The organism is Shewanella sp. YLB-07 (genome assembly GCF_009377275.1).
Genome location: NZ_VOQB01000001.1, coordinates 902,847 through 920,517 on the forward strand (window position 1 = coordinate 902,847; position 17,671 = coordinate 920,517).

Sequence of the window (17,671 nt, forward strand, 5' to 3'; positions counted from 1 at the left end):
TAAATATCAGTCGGATGTTGCGACCGTAAATGGGTTAGAATTTCCTGCTCCAAATAGAGCATTAATTGGCGGGAATTTTCATCTGCTAAGTTTAGTCCTACCCAGCCATCTGTGCCCATAAATTCGATAGCAGATATCTCCAGTGTCTGAGCCCAGTGGCCGCTCAGCCTGAAAATACCTCTTGATGTATGTATTCTGGTGATATGAAATGCTGTCATGACTTAACGCTAACAAATAGCGTCCTAGGTTACAATTGATGATTCGAGGTAAGGTTTTTAAGTTGTCAGTATCTTTGAATGACTAACTTAAAATGGGTTAATCGCTAGACAGTGAGTTAGCATCTCAGGCCGATATGATCAGGGTGACCTTGCCTATGACTCTGCCACTTCTTATGGGGCCCATCTCTTGGCTGGATATACTGGTATCGTTTTCTCCTTTGAACCAGAGGTTACCCGCACAGTCTATTTTGACAAGGGTCTTGATCAGCTCACCTAGTCTGGGGTGATCGAAAAGGTATACTGCACCTAGTGTTAAACGAGTTCGAGAAAAGGCGCTCATGCAGAGAACGAAACTGCCGGCAGGAATACGCGGCTGCATACTGACTCCGGCAATACGGTATAGATTGATCCCAAACATGAGTGCTCCTTAAGCTTAATCGCTATGTTAATTGTGGGTAAATCAAGGTCTCTGCGGGCGGATAAGGGCAGGTGGCCTGATAAGTCTTAACCCCTTTGGTCTCCCAGAATATCTCGGCGAAGCGATTGACCTTTTCCAGCAGTAGCAGAGTCGCATCACGATCGATATGCTGTTTGGCTTTAGATGCCGCCAACATGATGCTGTGACTCAGCTCATGGAGCTGCGGGAATTGATCCAGCTGAGGCTGCTTGATGTAGTCGCCCCAGATAATAGTGATCTCATCTTTTACCTTGTGGCCATGGACTTCTTTTTCGGCGACTAAACGGCCGAATTGAGCCTGTTCATTGGGCGTCAGAGATGACTTAGCATTGAGTTCTTCGAGTAAGTCGACCATGCGGATCATAGTCAATACCGCCAGCTGAGCCGTGATAGGATCGTAAATCTTGCACGGAATATCACAGTGGGCCGAGGCACGCTTAAAAGACGCTTTACTGTCGAGTTTATTCAATAAATTATAAAACATGTTAGCCCCCTTATTTGCTGTCTGATCGAGTCGCGGCTTTCTTTCGACGGTACATAGTGATGGCGAGTCCCAGGGCCGCCACGGCGGGCAAAATCCACAGCAGATGGACCATAGACGATGACCAATGAGCATGATCATGTCCCGGATGTGCCAAGGCCGTTGGGGCGATAAGCAGGGTGGATATGAATGTGAATACTGCTGAGAATCTTTGCTTCATGGGTACTTGACCTTAACTATTAAGTGGGTTTCAGATGTCTGGTTTGAGATAGGCTTGTTACTAGTGAATGACCGGAGCCAAAGCGTTCATATCGATACATTTAGATCCCTGTAATTGGCTCTTTTGGAATAGGTATAACTCTTTGCAGCTAAGCTTCAATCCATGCAGGATCGCGGCATAGATGGGCTTATTATCTGCTTGAGTGATGAGTCGATTTCTTAATTGGTGATAAGGGATCATGATATTGCTAAGTTGAGCGTCGGCTTTTCCCTGTCTGCCATAGAGCTCAGACAGGTTATGGTAACTGGCTAACCAGGCCATCATGACCTGTTCATTGTTGGTGTATTCGGCATAGAGGTGATTAATTCTCGACACGGCGACCAAATATTGATGTTCGGCATCCTGCCAATCACCAGCCTGAAAAGCTTGGTTGGCCTCAAAAATCAGCTGTTTCCATGTATCCATACCCTCACTCCTTCAATATCTATAAGTGATAAATGCAAATAAGAATCAATATCATTATGCTCGTGAGAAGGGATTTGTAAAGGGCGGTACAATAGATAAATCTAACATTTACATTTGTTGCACAGTAATATGAGGGCGAATGGGCAGAGGGGTTAGAGACTGAGGATATCTGGATGTTGAGCCTGAGGAAGCTTAGTCTCTGTTCAGATGCTTAACAGAGATGTTTAATTGCTTTCGTTTTCTTTAGTATGGCGCGAACCACGGCTCTCAAGGACATATTTTCCTACTATCAGAAATAAGATCCCGCCTAAGATCATCGCAGAGGCGAGTATCAAGCGCATCGATATTGATTCACCCGCAAATATGATACCGCCAATAGCCGCGATAACAGGCACCACTAGCTGTACCACTGCCGCTTGTATCGAGCTCAAACCTGTCAGTGCAATATACCAGATGGTGTAGCCGATCCCCGAGGCGAGCCCGCCGGACACTATGGCTAATGCCAGGCCGGTATTTGATAGTTGAGCATCTTGAAATGTGACCAGGATTAAGAGGATAACGAAAGGTAAGGTACGCAGAAAATTATAGCTGGTATCTCCTAGTGCGCTTGCGGAGCCTCGCCCCATCAGAGTGTAACCTGCCCATGCAATGCCAGATATTGTCATCAGGATAAAACCTGACAGTGAAGGTGTCGCGAGTGTCGGCATCACCAGGTAAATGAACCCGCAAAAAGCCATTATCAGTCCGATCCACTCAGTATAGTGGAGTTTTTTACCGCTGAGCAGACTGGCTATAACCATAGTGAGTTGCACCGAGGCAAACAAGATGAGGGCGCCCATGCCTGTGGCCAATGATATATAGGCGAAGGAAAAGGTTATCGCGTAGATAAATAACAATATAGCGGCTCGCCAACTGCCTTTTGCTTTCGACTTCGACAGACTCAAAGCGTCGGCCGCAGATGTCCCTTGCAGGTTATCTTGTTCATCTTGGCTCGGGCTCTTACTCTCAGTGCGGCTAAAGCTAGATCCTAAGCTTGAGCGAGTGAAAGCTAAGATAATGATTAACACTAACATTCCGGATAGTAGCCGAACCCAAGTAAAGCTCGCCGCATCTATGGTGTTATCGCCTAATGCCAGGCGGCACAGGACTGAGTTAGCCGCGAACGCTATTAGGGCCAAAATCGTGTAGAGGCTGATGTTAAGTCTACTCAAGAGTTAATCAGATCCTTGTTGATTCGAATGAGTGTTTACCTTGGTTATAAGGCTTATGTTCTAAGTGGTTTAGCTAGAATATACCATTCGATAGTAGATAATCGAGAATAAATGAGCCAATCATCAGACCAGGACTGTTAGAGATAAATTGCTGTTTGCCCGGAGAAAGGCTCTAAGGAGTAAGTGAAGGGTAAAATGCCAGCTTAGCTAGCTGGCATTTATGTATGGGGAATTGGTCACTAATGCGTGTAGTGAAATGTGTAACCAATATTGGGTGCTAATTATTCACTCATTAGCTTTGAGGTGCTGAATTGGCTCTCAACCGCCCAGACTCGATATCTTAGTTCGCTGCCTTCGGGCAGATAAAATACCTTATTCAGACGACTGTCATACCTGATTTTCAGCTCTGTACTGATTGGCACAAAAGCCTCTTTTTTGGCTTGCTTGAAACACGCCATCATAGTCGTTGGCCCCTGAGTGATCGAATCAACTTGGTAATAGTTATATCCCCACCCTTGAACCGAATGTTGTTGCAAGTCACCCGACAGGCTCCCGCCATTACAGTCCACCATCTGAGTTTGGCCTATCTGTATCTCGACCATGTAGTTCGACTCATCATCTAGTTTAGGCAGAGTGAGTATGTGTTGCACCATGCCTATTTCTGGTGCAGGAAACATCTTAGTCGCGTCCTGGACTTGGTAATTGGATGAAGAGAAGGCCTGAGATGTGATGATATTTTGGTTGTGACCACTAGAGTTAAGATCCGTTGGATGAGCTGGGCTGGTGGCCGCTGCATTAAAAGATAATAGCGACACGGCTAAGATACTTCCTGCTGAAAATGTGATGGTCAATGCTTTCTTAGCGGCGTTGAGTGTCGATGAATTCATAAAATCTCCAAGAAAAAAATGGCTGTTTCTGTTTTAGATACCCTTATAAACGACCGGAAAATGAAAAGGGGTTAACTATTTTAATTTATTTTAAAACCAGAAGTGCACCACTTTAAAGCGAAAGCACCGAAAATGTACATCAATCGAAACTGAATTATATCTATTTAATTGATTTTATTGGTTTAATATTTTGGCATGAGGGCTGCATTGTTATGATCATTGCTGAGATAAAGCAAAAATAAAATAGAATCTATTCAATGTGGGGCGAATTTTATGCTGTTTGGTCGTAAAAAAAGAAAGCCTATCGTGATACCCAGCAAGAAAGTTGCACAGTGGAAGTACACCACCTGTAATTATTGCTCTACGGGGTGCTCTATCGAGATAGGCTTAAACGAGCAGAACAAGATTGTCACCACCCGAGGCCATGCTGGCGCCGATGTGAATCGGGGTAAACTCTGTATCAAGGGGATCTTAGAGCACGAGTTGTTCGAGAGTCCGGGCAGGGGAACAGAGCCTCTTATAAGAGACAAGCATTTCGAAGACTTTGAGCCTACTTCCTGGGATCACGCTCTGGATACCACGGCCGATAAGATCAAAGATATTCAAGCCAAGTATGGCCGCGATTCTTTTGCCATCGTCTCTTCCGGCCAGTTGTTGACCGAAGAGTTCTATACGTTAGGCAAGCTTGCCCGCGGTGTGATCGGTACTAATAACTACGACGGCAATACCACCTTATGTATGGCGTCCGCGGTCAGCGGCTATAAGCGCTCCTTCGGCGCCGACGGTCCGCCGGGGTGTTACGATGATTTCGAGCATACCCACTGTCTGATGGCTTTTGGCTCCAACCTTCCCGAGCAACATCCTATCATCTATTGGCGCCTGAAAGAGGCGCTGGAGAAGCGACATTTTCCTTTGATCGTGGTGGATCCCAGAGTGACCATGTTGGCGCAATTTGCCGATATTCACCTGCCGATCACTCCAGGTACAGATTGTGTGCTGATCAACGCCATGTTGCATGTGATCATCAATGAAGGCTTGCAAGATCAGGCCTATATCGACGCCCATACCCAAGGCTTCGAGGCGGTTAAGGCACTGGTGCAGGACTATAATCCTAAGCAAGCGCAACACATTTGCGGCATAGACGAAGATACCATACGTAATGTGGCGAGAATTTATGCTAAGGCACCGACGGCCATGAGCATCTGGACCATGGGGATAAATCAATCTACCCATGGCTCAGATGGTGTGGCCAACATCAATAACCTGAATATGATAACCGGTAATATAGGTAAGCCAGGTGGCACCAGCTTATCGATAACCGGTCAGTGTAATGCAATGGGCACCCGAGAGTGGTCATCTTGCTCGGGCTTACCCGGATATCGTTATCTGGAAAATGAAGCCGACAGAAACGAGATAGCCGATTTTTGGGGCATAGATCCTGAGTTCTTTCCCAAGAAACGCGGCCTGGCCGAGACCGATATCTTTCCAGCCATCGAGACTGGAGAGATAAAAGGCCTGTGGATCGTGGCCACTAATCCCATGACCTCAATGCCCAACACGGCGCGTATCCGTAAGGCGCTTGAGAAGCTAGACTTTCTGGTTATCCAAGACGTCTATAGCGATGTTGAGACTAACCAGTATTCTCATGTGTATCTGCCTGCATCAGTCTGGGCCGAAAAAGAGGGCACCCACACTAACACTGAGCGCAGGGTTAACCTGATCTGTAATGTCTTGCCTCCCTTTAAGAATTCTAAGCCAGATTTTTGGATCTTTAATCAGCTGGCCAAGCGCTTCGATAACGGTCAGATGATCCATTTTCCCGCGACACCGGAAGGGGCGTTCGAAGAGATGAAATACCTGTCTAAGGGCAAGTTGTCCCATGGCGGTCCGCGTCACTTAGATATTTCTGGCATGACCTATGAGAAAATCGAGGCAGCCAGAGGCATTCAGTGGCCATTTAGAGAGCAAGATGAAGGTCTCAAAGGCACAGCCAGGCTCTACAGCGATGGCCTGTTTCCGACTCAGTCAGGTAAGGCAAATCTGCTGCCCATTAATTTTTATAACAACAACGAGCAGCCCTGTGACGAGTATCCCTTCTGGCTTAATAGCGGCAGGGTGGTGGAGCATTTTCATACCCGTACCCGTACGGGCAAGATAGGCAACTGCAACAAGTTCAGCCCAACGGCGTACATGGAGATGAACCCAGACGCGGCTAAAGAGCTTGGGGTCGAACACCAGAGCTATGTGCGCCTCACGAGTCGTCGCGGCGATGCCGTAGTGATGGTGCAGTTGACCCACAGGGTGCCGCGTAACATGGTGTTTATCCCGTTTCATTACCACGATTGTGTCAACCGTCTCACCTTAGGTTTACTCGATCCCTATTCACGTCAGCCAGCATTTAAGCAGTGCAGCACGCGAATAGAGCCGATCGATCAAGATGAAGCGGCGCGGATCAACGTCGAGCGTCGTGCATTTTAGGGTGACGGAATAATTTTGCGAATTTGAAGCCTGAGATTTAAGGCTGGGGACGAGATAATGACATCACAGATAACTGAAGGCAGCAAATTGCACAGTGGCAATGACAAGGCGGGGGTAGGGCTATTTACCCCGGAGACCGGCTCAAGCATAAAGGTGGCCAAAGCGAACGCTTTGCCTAAGAGAGGCGAAGAGCAGCTGGGTCGCTCAAATCATTGGGAAGTTCGCACCGAGGAACAAGCTTATGCCTATCTGCCTAAGACCGACAGCGAGATAGAGAACCGCTACGGCAAACGTATCGATTTGGTGGAGTTGACCGACAATCCGGTGGGCCGTTCCATGTTTATCAACGATAATCCGGCAGTCGGCACAAATCCGGATCGTAACAAGCAGCATGGTTTCTTCTTTACCGCAGACAACTGTATCGGTTGTCATGCCTGTGAGTCGGCCTGCGCCGAGAAGAATGACACGCCAGCTCATCTGGCATTTCGCTCGGTTGGCTATGTGGAGGGGGGCTCATATCCAGATTATAAGCGGATGAACATCTCCATGGCCTGTAACCACTGTGACGATCCCGTCTGTCTCAAGGGCTGTCCGACCCGGGCTTATACCAAGCATGCCGAGTATGGCGCCGTGTTGCAGGACCCTGAAACCTGTTTCGGCTGTGGCTACTGCACCTGGGTGTGTCCCTACAATGCGCCTCAGTTGGATCCGGTTAAGGGAAGAGTGTCTAAGTGCAACATGTGTGTCGATAGGTTGGAAGTGGGCCTCAAGCCTGCGTGCGTCTCAGCCTGTGTGGGTAATGCACTGGATTTCGGTGTGATTGAGAATACGCCGGAGAGTCGTGAGCAATGTAAGACCAGCATTCCTGGCTTCCCGTCACCGGAAATCACGCGGCCCAACATACGTTTCCAGCAGACCAAGTCTATGCCGGAAGAGATGACGCGTACCGACTCCATGCCAATAAAATATCATAAGGAAAGTGATGGCCAATATAAGCCTATTCTTGATAAGAAGGGGGATCAAAAAGTGGGCAGGCAGCAACACTGGAATCTGGCCAAACTCAACAGTCGGGAGAATCCTCTGGTGCTGTTTACCCTGTTTGCTCAGGCTGCCCTGGGTACCTTTATGGTCCCCTTCTTGGCGGCCTTGGCCGGGGTCGAGCCGTTTGAGCTGTTTATGGCCTCAGACATGATGTTAGTACTGGTGGTTACATCGCTCTTTATGACCTTTTTTGGCCTGTTTATGAGCGTGACTCATCTAGGTAAACCTTTTCGTTTCTATCGTGGGTTTAACAACCTGCGTTACTCACCCATGAGCCGTGAAGGATTAGGCCTGGCTTTGTTCAGCGCCGGACTCGGCTTGATGGCCGTGTGCCTGCTAGCCACGAATACCTGGTTTAATGAGCTGCTGGTATCGGGCTTCGACATCGAACTCCCCGGGCTTACTGGCGCCTTGCCCTTGGTTAACCTGGCCCTGGGGGCGGGAATTTTTGCCGCTATCGCCGGCGCCACGGGCCTGTATTACATGAATCAGTGTTATCAGATCAAGGCGCGTCCGTTCTGGAATCATTGGCAGACGGTGACTAGCTTTGTGGGTAACAGCGTGTCCTTGGGGGCCATGGTGAGCGGCGTGATGATATTGAGCACACTCGCCGCATTGTCTCTGCCACTCTTGCCCGCCTTACAGCTACTGGGAGGTGTGTGGTTATTTGGCGTAGTGCTCGAAGCCATAGGTCTGATAGGTCACAACCGTGATCTCAATGCCAGTGAGAATGAGGGCGGCGCGGCGCACTATATTCAGTGCACTACCTTCGGCAAGACTTACAAGCTACGTAACCTGATGTTGACCTTGATTATCTTTGCCGGGCTGACATTACTGGCCCTGGGTGAACTTGGCTTGTTCAATACCCAAGGGCTAGCCTCAGAGCCGGTAGGCGTTAACCTGTGGGCATTCCTTGCCTGGTCAGTTATCGCCCTGATTAACTGTATCAGTGCCGTCATAGGTCGCGCGCTGTTTTATAACCTAGTGATACCTACCACCATGCCCGGCGCCTTCTTCTGGAAGAACAAGGGATTCGAGCAACATGCCAGAGACATAGGTTTAGCGGATAATTCGGCTTGTGGTGTGGCGCCGCTGGCCCATTAACTTAGCTCATTAGCAAATGCTTCTTGCCCTAGAGCTAGGGCAAGATAATAACAGCTGATTTCAGAGTTAAAAGAAGAGCCAGAACAATAAATATAGCCATGATAAGAATAACGAGTAGACACGAGGTGAGTATGCTGACATTGGACATGACCATAGAGAAGACCTGCTTGATTGGACTGACCTACTTTACTGCCGAAGGGGAGATGCTCAAGCAATCTCTGTTGGCGGGAAAGGTAAGCTCTTGTGATGCAGAAAAAGGCATCGGCATAGCCCTGTTCGAAAAGGAGAGTTCGGGTCAGGGAAGTAAGCAGTTCCTAGTCCCCACAGATTTGTCATGTTGGTTTACAGCTCCCAAAGGACAATTCCACACCAGTGTCGAGGGCGTCACTGTGACCGACCCAAACTACCTGATCACCTGGGATATTTATCAGACCCGCTCCTATAAGCAAGAGTCTGATGAGAGAGAGGCTTCTAAACTGGTATCGGATAAGCAGCCAGGCAAACAAGGTGACGAGCAGATGCAGTGGTGGGAATGGAAACCTAGGACGGAGCAACCTAAGGTAGGTTAAGCGCAGGCTTGTCAGTGTTTAACGAACAAGACGACACAGATGAACTTTGGCTTTCAGTGTCATCTTGTTAGCCCTGTATCTAGATCAAATGCAGATGTTCCATCATCTGCTTATTATCGGCTCTTCCCCAAAGCGTAGCGGAAGCTGAAGACATGCAGCCCCTGTTAAAGCTAAATCCGTCAGCTCTGTCATTGGCCAGTAATAAAGGGCCATCGAGATCCACGAAGGATGAGTAAGCGCCGATAAGGTAGGCGGGAGCCATGGCGAGAGACGTACCCACCATGCAGCCTGTCATTATGATAAATCCTCGCTGCTTAGCTTGTTGCATCAAGTTAACGGCCTCTGTAAGTCCACCTGTCTTATCTAACTTGATATTGACCGCCTGAAACTTATTCTGCAGATGTTCGAGATCGGCTGCCACATGACAAGATTCATCGGCGCAAAGAGGGATTGCCGGCTTAAATCCTGTGAGTAATTCATCTTGCTCGCTGGGTAGGGGCTGCTCGATGAGGGCGACGTTGAGTGGCACTAATTTGGGCAGAATGTCGGTTAAAATATCGATATTCCAGGCTTCATTCGCATCTATGATAAATTGGCTATTTGGAGCCGAGTGATGGATTTGCTGCATTTTTCCCAGGATATCATCCGCGTCTAACTTGATTTTTATCAGAGGATTCGTTTTCAGTTCACCGGCGGCTTTGGCCATTTTATCCGGGGCATCGAGACTCAAGGTTTGCGCCGTATTGAGCTCAGTTTTCAATGCCAGTGAAAGCAGTGTGTGCACATTGGTTTGAGCCTGCTTAGCCTTTAAATCCCATAGGGCACAGTCGATGACATTCCTCGCCGCCCCAGCTGGCATTATGGTCAGTAATTCGCCACCAGTCAGCTCGCTATGGACTGAGGGCATGATGTGTTCAATTTGAGCCACAACAGAGGCAAGAGTCTCACCGTATCGGGCGTAGGGTACGGATTCAGCCCAGGCTGTGTGTTTTCCATCTGTTAGCATCAGCACGACCACATCGGCTTGTGTCTTTGCGCCTCGGGAGATCCTGAATTCTTTCGCCAGTGGCCAGGCTTGTGTATGGATCTTGTAATTGAGGCTCATAGTAAACACTCTATGATGTTATCGACGCTGTGACGTAAAGGGTCGACGCAAGGCTGGTGGAATTCTTTGGCTATTTTCTCGCAGACTCTTATGGCCTCATCTTCACTCACGCTTGAGGTATTAACTGCGATACCTATCACTTTCGCTGCCGGGTTGGTTAACTTTGCAGCGTTTAAGTTGAGCGTTAATGTGTCAGAAATTGATGGTGGTAAACACTTGCTCAATCCTCTCATGGACTCGCGGCCTAAAGCGTGGCAAATCACTAAAGTATCTGGCTGTGAGCCGTGTAATAACCCTAAGCTAACGCCGGCAAAAGCCGGATGAGACAATGAGCCCTGACCTTCAATGATATCCCAATGGTCATCATGGTTATCAGGAGAGAGAGATTCACTCGCTCCGGCGATAAAATCGGCCACAACACAATCGATAGCAACGCCATGACCTGCGATCAAAATTCCGCATTGGCCTGTCGCTCTGAAATCGACATCGAGACCTCGTTGTAACATCGCTTTTTCTAAACAGAGTGAGGTGTACATTTTACCCACAGAGCAGTCGGTGCCCACAGTCAGCAGACGCTTACCTGTGCGCTTGACACCGTTACCTGTGGTGAACTTTTGTTGGGGATGCCTGATATCGATAAGCTGCAGGTTTTTCTCATCCGCGACTCGTTTGATATCGGCAATGTTAGTCAATTTATCGTGCAAGCCACTGACGATATGGAGACCGGCGTTCAGTGCCTTAATTATATAGGGGACCCAACTGGTGTCTATCGTGCCGCCGCAGTTGGCAAAGCCGAGTACAAAGGTATTGGCCCCCTTATCTCTGGCTTCCTCTATGCCCATATCCTGCAGACCAGCGGAGACTTCACAGCCTACTAACCTTAGTTGGCCGACACACAGATCCGGACGCCAATCGGCAACGCCCTGAGCCATTTTGATGGAGAGTTTATCTGTGGCATCACCAAGGAAGAGTAAGTATGGTGCTGTTATTTTCATATTAGCCTTAAGGTTATTTAGCACATGACTTAACGCTAAGCGATCAACTCCGAGGTGGAAAATACTATCTATTAGTAACGATATAACTCAAGGTTATGGGTGCTGCTTTAATGACCACTTATTAGTCATTGTTTTCACCTCTTGCAGGAATTCGCTGGCAATTTTTGACAGGCTCTTATTCTCCAGATGCAGGGCCGATAACGTAAAGTTAAGCGGTGGAGAAAATGTCGCCATAGATACATTGTCATTATGGTTACCTGCCGCCGTATATTCATCGACGACACACAAACCTATCTTCTGAGCGACCAGACGAGCCGCAATAAAGTAGGTCTGCACCTGTATATTACTCTCGACCGATATTCCCTCTTGGTTGATGCGGTTCCACAGCATATCTCCTAATGGCCCGCTGTCCCAGATACCGATAAGTTCTTTATTTTCCAGAATATTGATGGCAACAGATTCTGGCTGATTGGCTAACATATCATTGGGGTACATGAGTATTAACTCAGACTCACATATGACTTGCTGCTCTACACCGGATAATGGCGGCGGAGAGAACATCAAGGCGAGATCAATTTTGTGTTCGAGTAAGGCCTGTAATACATTTTCGTTGTGAATGGTCTCTAAGTTTATATGGATTTCCGGATGGGAGCGCCTATAGGCCGCCACTGAGGCGGGTAATAGATCGAAACCTAAAGCTGGAGTCAGGCCAATACTGATGCTGCCACTGCGGCTTTTTCTTATGTTGTCGGCCGTATTGCGCACCGCATGGATCTGCTTATAGACCTTATCCACTTCACTGAACAGCATCTGGGCTTCGCTGGTTGGGCTTAAGCGGCCTTTTTGACGCTGAAACAGGGGAAAACCCAGCTGCATTTCGGCATGGGCCAGCACCTTACTGACCGAAGGTTGTGAAACATGCAGAAACTGAGCTGCATTGGTTATCGATCCCGTAGTATAGATGGCATGAAAAACCTCAATATGACGTAATCTCATCGGACCCTCGTTTTTATATTTATCGTATCAATGGGTTTGGTATTAACATTCTTATCCTGACTAAGCTCTATTTAACAGTAAAGTGCTTGCTGATAAAACTAGCTGTGAGTCATATGAGCTATCTATTCGGTAGTTTAGATTGTATGAAAAATCTCAAAGACCAAACAAAATTCAATGATGCGCTTATTTTAATTGATGATATTGCCCTGATCGAGTGACAGTCAGCAAGTATTGTTTGCTCTAAGAAGTATTCGCTTTAACTTGTGTGTACACACCTGTTTGTTTTTTTGATGTGTTTAGTATATTATCTCAGGTTATTATCAGAGGTGTAGTGAGTTTGTATGTATTTTTTACAAGTGTTGAGATGGATATAAATATGAAAGTACTACCCGAAGGCGTGAGTTATTCAGAAGGACTCTATGCCGTTGAAATCTCAAGTTGCAGTGGCCTGGAGACTAAGTATTATAAAGATCCGCTGATAGCATTTACTACCAAAAGAAGGGCCGATCGTAAGGAAGCCATTAGACAAGATAAACGCTTGGCTATGCAGATGGTTAATGACTAGTGCTATTCATAGTAATACAAAATCATTTTTATAAACCAGTTTAACTATTACCACAGCCTATTAAAATAATCATAATTGTGAATGGTGACTATAAATATTAAGTCATATGTAAGATTGGATAATATCTTAATTGTTAAAAGTTCGTTTGTGTTTGTTTTATTTATTCTGGTTCGCGTCTGTTTTTCATGGTTAATATAATGATAGCTCAACTTCTTGTTTTGGTTTTTTAACTATATGCTTTTGCAAAGTGTTGAAAGTTATTATTAATTTGTCTGTATTTTTTAACTTTTCTGATGGTTAATTGTTTTCATTGATTACTTCTGCGAGCATTAACAAATATAGATCTTATTGGTATCACCTGATTCAATTTGTATCTTTATGATGTTATTTATTTGACTCTTGAGTTGTTTTTGAACACTTTGAATAAGTGAAAGCTAAACAATATTTATTCAAGCTCTCAATATATTCCTAGTTAATTCTTAATTTATTGAATTTAGAAAAGGAGTTCGACATGAAAATATCAAGTTCAGTTAGTGCCTTATTTCTGTTTATGGCATGTTTACCATTCCTGGTTTCTGCTAATACACCAGAACCTATCTACCCAGATCAATTGAAATTATTTAACCTTGGATCAGAGAACTGTGGAGAATCTTATCGCACCGTCACCCGTGATGAGGCCCAATCGTCTAAGTCTTCTATCGTTGCCAAAATGGGAAAATGGCAAATATCCGGTCTCGCCGATAACTGGGTGATCATGGGGCCCGGATATTACGGTGAGATAAAGCCAGGCACAGCAAATAATACATGGTGCTACCCTAAAAACAGTGATATTGATGAGATCCCTGTTTTATCTACGCGTGCTATTCCCTCTGGTGATGAAGTGGATGTGCAATGGCGACTCGTTCATGATCAAAATTATTTTGTTCAGCCTGCTAGTTATTTAGCTCACTTTCTAGGTTATGCCTGGGTCGGTGGTAACCATAGCAACTATGTTGGTGAAGATATGGATATTGTCCGCGAGGGAGATAGTTGGCGTATTCAAGGTAATAACCAAGGTTCTTGTAGCGGCTACAGGTGTGGAGAAAAGACATCCATTAGGGTCAGTAACTTTGCGTACACCCTGGACCATACTGGTTTTTCTCATGGAGAAATTACTGAATCAGGTAAGCAACTGATTAAAACGATTACTGCCAATGCAGTGAATCATGAAGATACGCCTCAACAGGTGGTAGTGACATTAAGGTACGACACGGCCAGCAATTGGTCGAAAACAGATACTTATGGTTTAAGTGAGAAAGTCACTACAAAAAATAAGTTTAAGTGGCCCTTGGTGGGAGAAACTGAAATCTCAATCGAGATAGCTGCAAATCAGTCTTGGTCTTCTCAAACTGGCGGGTCTGAGAATAACGGTGTATCGGTTGAAGCTAGACCTATGGTACCGGCCAACTCGACAACTCCAATCAGGATAGCCATTTATAAATCAAGTATTTCATATCCTTATCAGTTCGATGCCGATATCAGTTATGATTTGACCTTAAATGGTTTCTTACGTTGGGGAGGCAATGCTTGGTATACCCATCCGGAAAATCGTCCGACCAAGTCTCATACTTTCACCATTGGGCGGTGGAAAGATAATGCCAGCAGCATCACTTACCAATGGGATAAACGTTATATCCCAGGTGAGATCAAGTGGTGGGATTGGTCATGGACAATCGATGAATATGGTTTATCTACCATGAGAAATACGTTGGGGCGAGTCCTAAGGCCAATAAAATCTTCAGTTACGGGTGATTTTTATGCTGAAAACCAATTCGCTGGTGATATCGAGATTGGTTACCCTAAAACTCGTCAGCTTGATAGCTCGAGAAATGGCGGACAAGGGGTAGAGCTTAAAGATATCAACTTCAGTGCAGATGAAATGGATTTACTCGGTTTCGAAAATGTTGAATTGACTGTGACACCTCTAGTGCAACCGTAACAGAGCTAAATCATTTAAGCTGGTAATTAAACAGTAATTACCCCATTCCTTATGGTTTGGGGTAAATTAAATAATTGGTCTATCTGAGTTATCCTCTCTTAAAATATGATTTATGTAAAAGTCTATAATAAATTAATTGATGAAGTTTTATTAGTTTTATAGCTTAAATAAATGGGTCATATTAACTAAGCTACTTAAATTTTTAACCATCCTCACTTATAGCGTCAATTTCTCTATCACTTGTCAATTTTTTGCGCCATAAATTTACTCAAAGATAGTTCTTTCTTCCGATTGTGCACGTATTTTTAGCTCTATAGCATGATGGTTAACGATTTGTTGGTTTTATGTGGTTTATGGTTTTTGATTATATAAAAAATTATGTTTTGCATAGGTTTTATATGAGTTTGTTAATCAAAACACTTACCGACATGAATATCATCGAGTTGAAAATGACTTGGGTATCTGTATTTTCAGAGATTCTATCTTTTTAATAAATCAATGGGTCAAAATAATGCTAAACAATAAAATGTCTTTGGTTTTTCTCGCTGTATCGGCGTCTATGGCGAGTTCAGCATATGCAGCCAATAAAGTTGACGTGTTTAACTTGATAAATACAACGGCCAGTAATAATATTCAGAATATTATCTCTGCCGAGAAAGGCAGTGAATTTAGAGTATCTAAGGAGATATCTCTGGGGAAATTAGGTACTAAACAACGTTTACAGCAATATTTTTATGGTATACCTGTATTTGGTTATTCTGTCAGTGCCTCAAAATCTAATATGGGTTTTTATTCTCAGATACAAGGTTCGATTCTTGCAAATATAGCTAAACCTGAAAGTTTTGTTAAAGCGAAAATAACGTCAGAGCAGGCACTTGATATTTCGATGAAGAAGACGTCGAAAAAAAACCTGAAGTCTGATGTAAACAATCCTAAATCTGACATGTGGATCTATCATGATAAATCGGGTGAGCCTAGACTGGTATATATCACCTCCTATGTGGTTTATGGCACGAGTCCCAGCCGTCCTTTTACTATTGTGGATGCCAAAACTGGTGCAGTCATCGAGCGTTGGGAGGGTCTTAATCATGCACAGGTAGGCACCGGACCTGGCGGTAACGATAAAGTTGGCCAATACGAATATGGTACTGATTTTGGCTTCTTAGATGTGATTGAATCTGGTGATAACTGCACCATGGACTCGGCTAATGTAGCAACTGTTAACCTCAATCATGGCAGCAGCGGCAACACGGCATTTAGTTACCTTTGTCCTCGCAATACAGTGAAGGAAATTAACGGTGCTTTCTCTCCGCTCAACGATGCACATTTTTTTGGCAACGTCATCTATAACATGTTTAGCGACTGGTATAACACTGCGCCATTGAGCTTTAAATTAACCATGCGTGTGCATTATGGCACCGAATACGAGAATGCGTTCTGGGATGGCTCAGCGATGACATTTGGCGATGGTAAAGACTTCTTTTATCCTTTAGTGAGCCTGGATGTGTCAGCCCATGAAGTCAGCCATGGATTCACCGAGCAGAACTCAAGCCTAGTGTATGCCAATCGTTCGGGAGGGATGAATGAAGCCTTCTCTGATATGGCCGGTGAAGCCGCAGAATTTTATATGCTAGGAAGTAATGATTGGTTAGTGGGCGCTGGGATTTTCAAAGGGGAAGGGGCGTTAAGATATATGGCCGATCCGACCCAAGATGGTAATTCAATCGGTAATGCGGCGGATTATTATGATGGCATCGATGTGCACCATAGCTCTGGAGTATTTAATAAAGCCTTCTATACCTTAGCCAACACATCAGGTTGGGACACTCGAAAGGCATTTGATGTGATGGTGAGGGCCAACCAAGTCTACTGGACCGCTAACAGTAAATTCTGGGATGGGGCATGTGGTGTGAAGAGTGCTGCTGCCGATCTTGGTTACAGTGAAGCCGATGTACTGGCTGCGTTTACAGCTGTGGGTGTGGAGGCGTGTGTCGAGCCGGATCCTGAGCCAGAACCTACTCCGGAAATATTGACTAACGGTACTTCGGTACAAGTCTTAGGAAATACAGGAAATAAAGCTTATTACACCTTAGAAGTTGGTGCACAGGTTACAGATTTGAGCTTTGTTATCACAGGTGGAACAGGTGATGCTGATCTCTATGTGAAATTTGGTGAAGTGCCATCATCTGATAACTATGATTGTCGCCCTTATGAGTCAGGAAATGAAGAGACATGTTCAATCGATTCAGCCCAAGAGGGGACATATTGGGTAATGTTACATGCTTGGGAAGCATTTGATGGCGTAAGCCTGACAGGCAGTTACCAAGGCGTTGATTTGCCAAATGAGGCGCCTGTGGCCGCATTCGAAGCAAGTTTTGATAGGGGCAATGGCACATTTACCAGTACCAGTACCGACAGTGATGGTGATATTTCGGATTGGAGTTGGAGCTTCGGCGATGGTGCATCGGCCAATGGAGAATATGCGACTCACAGTTATGCAGCGTCGGGGAGCTATGATGTTAGCCTAACCGTCATAGACGATGATGGAGCCTCTACAACTGTGACTCAGACCTATGAGGTTGAAGTGTCTGATGCCGCCATCGATTTGACCGTGACACGAGCCAAGATATCTAACCGAGGCACAATTCGTGTGACGCTGGATTGGAGTGGTGACTTTGCTCAGAGTTACACCGTCTATCGTGATGGAACAGCAGTAGGCACATCGACAAATACTCACTATACCGACAGGTTCCACGGTGAAGTGGGTAGTAGCTTTACCTATAAGGTCTGCTTATCTGATACAGAATGTTCAAATGATAGAGTCGTGAGTTTTTAAATTAACCATTAACGTCATTGATACCGATAGGTATTAACAAAAAAACCACTCTTATCCAGGGTGGT

General features: G+C 45.6%; 15 protein-coding genes. 6 read left to right on the forward strand and 9 right to left on the reverse strand.

Annotated elements, in window-relative coordinates:
• Window positions 1-342: 342 nt before the first annotated feature.
• The 6 genes from FS373_RS03630 to eco all read right to left on the reverse strand — a co-directional run bounded on the left by FS373_RS03630 (window position 343) and on the right by eco (window position 3,939).
• Complete coding sequence (locus tag FS373_RS03630; protein ID WP_144047070.1) at window positions 343-636, reverse strand: S24 family peptidase; 294 nt, start codon at window positions 634-636, stop codon at window positions 343-345.
• A gap of 22 nt (window positions 637-658) precedes the next feature.
• Entirely contained in the window at window positions 659-1,159 is a 501-nt protein-coding gene (sodN, locus tag FS373_RS03635) for a superoxide dismutase, Ni (RefSeq protein WP_144047069.1), read from the reverse strand.
• 10 nt (window positions 1,160-1,169) lie between these two features.
• The gene (locus tag FS373_RS03640) at window positions 1,170-1,376 is read right to left on the reverse strand and encodes a hypothetical protein (protein ID WP_144047068.1); all 207 of its coding nucleotides are present in this window, start codon (window positions 1,374-1,376) and stop codon (window positions 1,170-1,172) included.
• Between the two features lie 60 nt (window positions 1,377-1,436).
• A complete protein-coding gene (locus FS373_RS03645) occupies window positions 1,437-1,841 on the reverse strand; it encodes a hypothetical protein (RefSeq protein ID WP_144047067.1) in 405 nt (134 codons plus the stop codon).
• 224 nt (window positions 1,842-2,065) lie between these two features.
• Entirely contained in the window at window positions 2,066-3,052 is a 987-nt protein-coding gene (locus FS373_RS03650) for a DMT family transporter (protein ID WP_227992526.1), read from the reverse strand.
• Window positions 3,053-3,333: 281 nt separating this feature from the next.
• Window positions 3,334-3,939 carry a serine protease inhibitor ecotin gene (gene eco, locus FS373_RS03655; protein ID WP_152829047.1) on the reverse strand — a complete coding sequence of 202 codons (606 nt, stop codon included), beginning with the start codon at window positions 3,937-3,939 and terminating at the stop codon, window positions 3,334-3,336.
• Between the two features lie 273 nt (window positions 3,940-4,212).
• Here eco and FS373_RS03660 point away from each other — a divergent pair, with 273 nt between their 5' ends.
• From FS373_RS03660 to FS373_RS03670, 3 genes are all read left to right on the forward strand, one after another.
• Window positions 4,213-6,417, forward strand: coding sequence for a molybdopterin oxidoreductase family protein (locus FS373_RS03660; protein WP_144047065.1), 2,205 nt, complete (start codon window positions 4,213-4,215; stop codon window positions 6,415-6,417).
• A gap of 57 nt (window positions 6,418-6,474) precedes the next feature.
• Entirely contained in the window at window positions 6,475-8,562 is a 2,088-nt protein-coding gene (locus FS373_RS03665; RefSeq protein WP_152829048.1) for a DmsC/YnfH family molybdoenzyme membrane anchor subunit, read from the forward strand.
• A 131-nt stretch (window positions 8,563-8,693) separates the two neighbouring features.
• Complete coding sequence (locus tag FS373_RS03670; protein ID WP_152829049.1) at window positions 8,694-9,131, forward strand: hypothetical protein; 438 nt, start codon at window positions 8,694-8,696, stop codon at window positions 9,129-9,131.
• A gap of 79 nt (window positions 9,132-9,210) precedes the next feature.
• Here the strand turns inward: FS373_RS03670 and dgcA are convergent, their stop codons facing one another.
• The 3 genes from dgcA to FS373_RS03685 form a co-directional block, all read right to left on the reverse strand.
• Complete coding sequence (dgcA, locus tag FS373_RS03675) at window positions 9,211-10,236, reverse strand: N-acetyl-D-Glu racemase DgcA (RefSeq protein ID WP_152829050.1); 1,026 nt, start codon at window positions 10,234-10,236, stop codon at window positions 9,211-9,213.
• A complete protein-coding gene (gene dgcN, locus FS373_RS03680) occupies window positions 10,233-11,231 on the reverse strand; it encodes an N-acetyltransferase DgcN (RefSeq protein ID WP_152829051.1) in 999 nt (332 codons plus the stop codon). The genes dgcA and dgcN overlap by 4 nt, the downstream gene beginning before the upstream one ends.
• A 93-nt stretch (window positions 11,232-11,324) precedes the next feature.
• Window positions 11,325-12,227, reverse strand: coding sequence for a LysR family transcriptional regulator (locus FS373_RS03685; protein WP_144047060.1), 903 nt, complete (start codon window positions 12,225-12,227; stop codon window positions 11,325-11,327).
• A gap of 376 nt (window positions 12,228-12,603) precedes the next feature.
• Between FS373_RS03685 and FS373_RS03690 the strand changes: the two genes are divergently transcribed.
• The 3 genes from FS373_RS03690 to FS373_RS03700 all read left to right on the forward strand — a co-directional run bounded on the left by FS373_RS03690 (window position 12,604) and on the right by FS373_RS03700 (window position 17,606).
• Complete coding sequence (locus tag FS373_RS03690; protein ID WP_144047059.1) at window positions 12,604-12,792, forward strand: hypothetical protein; 189 nt, start codon at window positions 12,604-12,606, stop codon at window positions 12,790-12,792.
• A gap of 511 nt (window positions 12,793-13,303) precedes the next feature.
• Window positions 13,304-14,770 carry an aerolysin family beta-barrel pore-forming toxin gene (locus FS373_RS03695; protein WP_152829052.1) on the forward strand — a complete coding sequence of 489 codons (1,467 nt, stop codon included), beginning with the start codon at window positions 13,304-13,306 and terminating at the stop codon, window positions 14,768-14,770.
• A 511-nt stretch (window positions 14,771-15,281) separates the two neighbouring features.
• Window positions 15,282-17,606 (forward strand): M4 family metallopeptidase, encoded by a 2,325-nt coding sequence (locus FS373_RS03700; protein ID WP_152829053.1) that lies wholly within the window; start codon window positions 15,282-15,284, stop codon window positions 17,604-17,606.
• The last annotated feature ends 65 nt before the right edge of the window (window positions 17,607-17,671 follow it).